We start from the raw sequence: 5,942 nt of genomic DNA, 5'->3' as shown, positions 1-5,942 counted from the left end.
AGGTGACGCATTTGTGTTCATTTTGTGCCTTGAAAAAGTCTTGTGATGACTGAAAAGTGATAAATATCCCCATCAGTTATCAAAAAATTAAGGACATCCATGTTTTCCTTAGTCAAGCAAAGTGTCGCCGGGCTGCAAATCCTGTTTGTCGCCTTCGGCGCCATGGTTCTGGTGCCCCTGCTCACCGGACTGAACCCCTCCATGGCCCTGCTTGGCGCCGGTGTGGGCACCCTGTTGTTCCAGCTCTGCACCCGCCGCCAGGTCCCGATTTTCCTCGGTTCCAGCTTTGCCTTCATCGCCCCCATCATCTACGCCACCCAGACCTGGGGATTGCCATCCACCATGTTTGGCCTGTTTGCCGCCGGTTTCATGTATTTCATTCTGGCTGCGCTGATCCGGGCAAAAGGGATGGGCTTTGTGCACAAATTGCTGCCCCCGGTGGTGATTGGCCCGGTGATCATGGTCATCGGTCTTTCTGTGGCGCAGGTTGCCTGCAACATGGCGATGGGCCGTGCCGGTAGTGAGCAGGTGGTACCTGCGGGGACTGCGCTGACGCTGGCCGGTATCTCGCTGGCGGTCACCCTGATTGCAGCTGTGTTCTGCAAGGGGTGGATCAAGCTGATCCCCATCCTGTGCGGCGTGATTGCCGGTTATGTCTCGGCGGTATTCATGGGCCAGGTGAGTTTCGATGGTATGGTGAACGCCCCCTGGCTGGCGCTGCCCCACTTCGAAACCCCAGAGATCAACTGGGCTGCTGCGTTGTTCATGTTGCCGGTAGCCATCGCCCCCTGTATCGAGCATATCGGTGGCGTGTTGGCGATTGGTGGCGTGACTGGCAAGGATTACACCAAGGATCCGGGTTTGCACCGTACGCTGGCCGGTGACGGTATCGGCGTCTGCTTCGCCGGTTTCATCGGTGGCCCTCCCGTGACCACCTACGCCGAAGTGACAGGTGCCGTGATGATCACTCGCAACTTCAATCCGGTCACCATGACCTGGGCTGCGGTGTTTGCCATCATTCTGGCCTTCTTTGGCAAGTTCAATGCGCTACTTACCTCCATCCCGATGCCGGTGATGGGCGGTATCATGCTGCTGCTGTTCGGATCCATCGCTGCCATCGGTCTCAAGACGCTGGTGGAATCCAAGGTGGATCTGGGGCTGTCACGCAATATCGCCATCGTCGCCGTGACTCTGACCGTCGGTGTCGGTGCGCTTGAGATGAAGATTGGCGACTTCGCGCTGGCCGGTGTCGGCCTGGCCTCCGTTGCCGCCATCCTGCTCAACCTGATCCTGCCTGCGCACTCCGAAGAGGGTGTGATGGACGCGGCCAAGGACTGAGTTTCACCAGACGTTCATTGTTGATTTGGAGAAGGCCACCTCGCGGTGGCCTTCTCATTTTCTGGTATCTCGCGCCACTTTGTGGCTCGACGGAGCTCATCTGGAATCTAATTTGGAAGCAGATGAGGGGGTTAGCATTCTCATTTGACGTATCTCTTTTCGTGACCTTAGCTAAAGGACAGGTTTGGCTCTGAGGTCTCCTCGAGCAGTATGGGAAAATGGATGTTGGCGTTTTCTATCATTTCTCTCCCAGACCCCTGTCATAAAACGATGCGCTTTTTCTTTGCCACGGCGCTGTTGTATGGCAGAGGCTTATCCGCCCCACTCCGCACTCCCCTTATGCTGCACTGGCATGTTTCCACCTCGATTTGTTGTGAGCCTCCCTCGCCGGTTGCGTTTCGTTGCGCACAGGCAAAATCCGGATCTGTTTGCTGCTGCACATGGGTGGGCGGCGAGCCGTGAAAGCCGGCATGACCCCAGCGGGTCAGACGTGCACCGCCATCGGTAACGGCGGATGTTCAGGGATGAATGGCAAGCAAAGCGAGGTTGCAATGAACTATCAACTGCTGTGGAAAAGTGCAATTTTTTCAGTCTCTTCCATGATGGCGATAAGCGCTGTTCAGGCTGCGCCACTGAACGTGATGACCGAGGATTACCCGCCATTCAACATGCAGGGAGAGGGGGGCAAGATTGTCGGGCTGTCGACCGAGGTGGTCGAAGAGCTTTTCAAGCGCGCTGGAGTCGAATACAAGCTGACCCTGATGCCTTGGAAACGCGCGTACGAAGATACCCTCGGTACTCCCAATACCGCCCTCTACTCCACGACCCGCACTCCGGAGCGGGAAGCACTGTTCAAGTGGGTAGGGCCGCTGGTCAATAACAACTGGGTGTTTTTCTCCAGCTCGACCGCCAATATCACGGTCAAGTCGTTGGAAGATGCCAAGCAGTATTCGGTGGGTGGCTATAACGGCGATGCGGCCGCCGAGTATCTCAAAGCCCAGGGATTTGCCAAGTTGCAGCTGGCGGCCAACGACACCGCTAACGTGAAGAAACTGGAGGCAGGTCGCATCGATCTTTGGGCAACCGGCCAGTATCTGGCCCCCTATCTGGCCAGCAAGGAGAAGGTGGCCTCACCCAAGCCGGTCTTCGTGTTCAAGGAAACCCAGATGAGCTTGGCGTTTAACAAGGATACGCCCGATGAGCTCATCACCAAGCTCAACGAGATCCTCGCTGCCATGAAGGCGGATGGCACCATCGACAAGATCAATGCCAAGTACCAATAACAGTACCAATAGCAAGTGCCGCTCAATGGCACTGCGCCGGCTGCCGTAAAACCGGGAGGAAACCATGGATTGGAAAAGTCTGACGTTCAGGATTGCCGTGTTGACCTCCCTGTCGGTGAGTCTGCTACTGGTGTTGTTTGGCGCTTACAACTACCACGCGGTCAGGGCGGAGAGCTACAGCAAACAGAGTGCGCTGGTCGAACAGGCCATCGGCCGGCTGCAGCTCTCCCTGCCCGGCCCGCTGTGGAATTATGAATCGGCCTTCATCGAGGCATCGCTCAAGTCCGAGCTGGCGGCCGATATCCTGAGTGCTTTGCTGGTGGTCAACAAGGACAAGCTGGTGGCCGGGTTTGCCCGTGACACGGCGGGGAGCATTGCCCCCGTGACAGCCATGCCTGCCGATACCGCTGCCTATGGGGGATATGATCTGGTCTATGACGACAGTGGCCAGAAAAACACCGTGGCCCGATTGCTGGTGCAAACCAGTGATGCCGCCATTCAGGCCCAACTGCGCCAGCAGTTGATCACCACCGTCTGGCAGATCCTGGTGCTCGATCTCTGCATCATCGCCCTGTTGATGGTGCTGATTCATCGCAATGTGCTCAGGCCGCTTCACCAGATGAATCAGGCGGTGTTCGATCTGGCCAAAGGAGAGGGGGATCTGACCCGGCGTCTGAAGATCAGCCGTCAGGATGAGATGGGCGCGCTGGCCACCAACATCAACCACTTTATTGCCAAGTTGCAGGAGATGGTGGCGGAGATCAACGAGCTCTCTGCCGGTGTGTTGCAAACCGCCGAACTCTGTGACTCCCTCTCGGCAGATACCCGGGTAGGCAGTGACGCCCAGCAATCCGAGCTGGATCAGGTCGCTACCGCCATCACCGAGATGAGTCAGGCGGTGCAGGAAGTAGCTGGCAATGCGGTGAAAACCTCTGGCGCTACCGATGAGGCCAACCTCTATGTGGAGCAGGGTTACAATCTGGCGGGCCATGCCAATGAGGCCATCCATCAACTGGTGGGGGAGGTGGAGCGGGTCGCCACCCTGATGCGCACCCTTTCGACCGAAAGCAGCAGCATTGGCACCATCATCGAGGTGATCAACGGCATTGCCGAGCAGACCAATTTGCTTGCCCTCAACGCGGCCATCGAGGCGGCGCGGGCGGGTGATCAGGGGCGCGGTTTTGCGGTGGTGGCGGATGAGGTGCGCACCTTGTCGGGCCGTACTCGCCAGTCGACGGAGGAGATCAGCGCCAGTATCAAGCGGTTGCAGCAAGCGACCCAGAATGTCGGGGCCGGCATGCAACAGAGTCAGGAGAAGGCATCCCGCGCCGGCATCGAGGCGGCAGATGTGCAGATATCGGTGGAGAAAATTAAAAATCAGGTCAGCCTGATCCGCGAGATGAACATGTATATAGCCCAGGCATCGGAAGAACAACACTCGGTGGCGGAGGCGGTCAGCCACAGCGTCAACCGGATTGCGACGCTCAACAGCGAGAGTGCGGCCAGAGTGGCACAGGTTGCCGAGGCCAGCAGCGATCTGCGGCAGCTGTCGGCCCAACTCGACACCCTGCTCAAGCAGTTTCGGGTCTAGTCAGTTCACTTCGCCCCGTTGGATCATCCTGCGGGGCAGGCCGGTTCCCATTATTTTGAGGCGCGGCGAGATGTCGTGAGGGGCAAGGGGCCTTGTCCTGCAGCGCTTTTCGTCATGCCCATGTCACTGTTCAGCTGAGATTGGCGTGATCGTGATACGCGAAACTCGCAGCATCATGCTCTGCCCGATACGCAGTCCGACAGCGCTGGACGCATATTTTCATTTTCCCCGCTCATGCCTGCCTGCATCTATTGTGCCGCTGATCCCGACCCTTTAGAATTTCGTTTAATTACAGCGAGTCCTGAGCCGCCATCTGGCTTTATCAGGTGTGGAATCCCATCTTCTTCATGATGAATGCAAATAACAGGTGGTTGGTATGACGGGGGTTGCGCCAGGCAATAACATATCAGCCTATCACTTCGGTGATTATGTCTTTGATGTCAAAAGGCGAGAGTTGATCTTCTGTGCCGACAAGGACAACTTGCAAAGCGCCCGGGTGGTGCGTTTGTCATCGGCAGAGAGCCTCATTTTCAGCTATCTGCTCGATCACCATGACGAGGTGTGCGACAAGGATCTGTTGCTCGAAATCGGCTGGTTGGGTCGCCCCATCAGCCCCAACTCACTGAACGTGGCCATCGCCAATATTCGCCGCCACTTCGCCTCATCCCCCCAGACGCTGGATATCAGAAGTACCCCGAAAAAAGGGTACTCCCTGCATCTGAACTGCAAGATGAAGAGCTATTACGGCAAGGCACTGCCAACAGAGAGTGAGCCCTTGCCCGAGCCGATGAGCGAGCCCACGCCTGCAGCGGCTGCGCAGCCACCGTCGACATCACCAAGCTCCGACCACGAGGTCATCAAAGAGCCTGCTGCTCCCCGTTCTTTTGGTGAGCGCGCCAAACTTGCCTTTCTCAGCGGTATCGGGCGGCCAATGCTGGCAAGGGGCCTGATATACGTCAATTTGCTACTGGTTGTGCTGGTGGCGTTTGTCGCCAGCTATCTCCATTTCGAGTGGCTCCATGTGCACTGCACCGACTCGCCGACCGGCGTTGTTTGCCAGATGGAGGCACGGAGCGATGTGCCACCAGTCAAGTCGGCATCGCTGGTGCTGGTCTCCGGCCACCAGGTTCGCGTGCTCTCCTATAAAGAGCTCGAAAAAACGCTGTAAGGGATCTCTGATGAAACGAACGCTGAAAAATACCTTGCTGCTGTTGCCACTGCTTGTCGTGCTGCTGTTTGTGGTCGGGATGTTTATCAACAGTCTGGGCTGTCATTACGACCTGAAAATGTCAGCCAATGGAGTCAACTATCACGGGGTGTGCCGCTGGGGCAAAATTACCGTGATCGAAGAGGAGGAGGCGACCAGGGAGAAGTGGCGGGTGACCGGTTTTCAACTGACCTTTTTCAACCAGCTTGTTTACCTCATCGACAGTCGTACCCAACTGCACGAATCGGGTAACGATGACTCCTATCTCAATGAGTACAACCTGATCCAGTCGCAATATGCGCTGGTCAACTATGCCTGGGTGCCGCTGACTGAAAACAAGGTGGCGATCTTCCAGCGCGATCCGGTGCACGAGGTCGTGATTGCCCAGCGAGATGGCTGGTTCGATCTCTACCGCTGGTTCTTCCCCCCGGCACCACTGGTGCCTGTTCAGCCGCAAAGCGCAGGTGCCGGGCGTCCCGCTAGCTTCTAAGCAACTTGCACCAGGGGCCGGTGACTTCGCAGT

Annotated in this window: 5 protein-coding genes; all 5 read left to right on the top strand. The window is 57.1% G+C overall.

Annotation, left to right across the window (positions count from 1 at the left end):
- Positions 1-99: 99 nt before the first annotated feature.
- The 5 genes from AB5Y85_RS11210 (at position 100) to AB5Y85_RS11190 (ending at position 5,909) form a co-directional block, all read left to right on the top strand.
- Entirely contained in the window at positions 100-1,338 is a 1,239-nt protein-coding gene (locus AB5Y85_RS11210) for a uracil-xanthine permease family protein (protein ID WP_005334784.1), read from the top strand.
- A gap of 551 nt (positions 1,339-1,889) precedes the next feature.
- Positions 1,890-2,621 carry an ABC transporter substrate-binding protein gene (locus tag AB5Y85_RS11205; protein ID WP_005334783.1) on the top strand — a complete coding sequence of 244 codons (732 nt, stop codon included), beginning with the start codon at positions 1,890-1,892 and terminating at the stop codon, positions 2,619-2,621.
- Between the two features lie 64 nt (positions 2,622-2,685).
- Positions 2,686-4,212 carry a methyl-accepting chemotaxis protein gene (locus tag AB5Y85_RS11200; protein ID WP_257688140.1) on the top strand — a complete coding sequence of 509 codons (1,527 nt, stop codon included), beginning with the start codon at positions 2,686-2,688 and terminating at the stop codon, positions 4,210-4,212.
- 454 nt (positions 4,213-4,666) lie between these two features.
- Positions 4,667-5,380: a helix-turn-helix domain-containing protein gene (locus AB5Y85_RS11195; protein WP_257688139.1), complete on the top strand. Its 714-nt coding sequence runs from the start codon at positions 4,667-4,669 to the stop codon at positions 5,378-5,380.
- Positions 5,381-5,390: 10 nt separating this feature from the next.
- Positions 5,391-5,909: a hypothetical protein gene (locus AB5Y85_RS11190; protein WP_005353702.1), complete on the top strand. Its 519-nt coding sequence runs from the start codon at positions 5,391-5,393 to the stop codon at positions 5,907-5,909.
- The last annotated feature ends 33 nt before the right edge of the window (positions 5,910-5,942 follow it).

This window comes from Aeromonas sp. R3-1 (assembly GCF_040908345.1).
GTDB classification, from domain to species: Bacteria; Pseudomonadota; Gammaproteobacteria; order Enterobacterales; family Aeromonadaceae; genus Aeromonas; species Aeromonas veronii.
The sequence above is the reverse complement of the archived record's forward strand: the minus strand, read 5'-3'. Positions and strand labels throughout refer to the sequence as shown.

Excerpts from the sequence above, each read along its gene's own strand:
- AB5Y85_RS11190 (WP_005353702.1), top strand. The coding sequence starts at position 5,391 with ATGAAACGAACGCTGAAAAATACCTTGCTGCTGTTGCCACTGCTTGTC.
- AB5Y85_RS11200 (WP_257688140.1), top strand. The coding sequence starts at position 2,686 with ATGGATTGGAAAAGTCTGACGTTCAGGATTGCCGTGTTGACCTCCCTG.
- AB5Y85_RS11210 (WP_005334784.1), top strand. The coding sequence starts at position 100 with ATGTTTTCCTTAGTCAAGCAAAGTGTCGCCGGGCTGCAAATCCTGTTT.
- AB5Y85_RS11205 (WP_005334783.1), top strand. The coding sequence starts at position 1,890 with ATGAACTATCAACTGCTGTGGAAAAGTGCAATTTTTTCAGTCTCTTCC.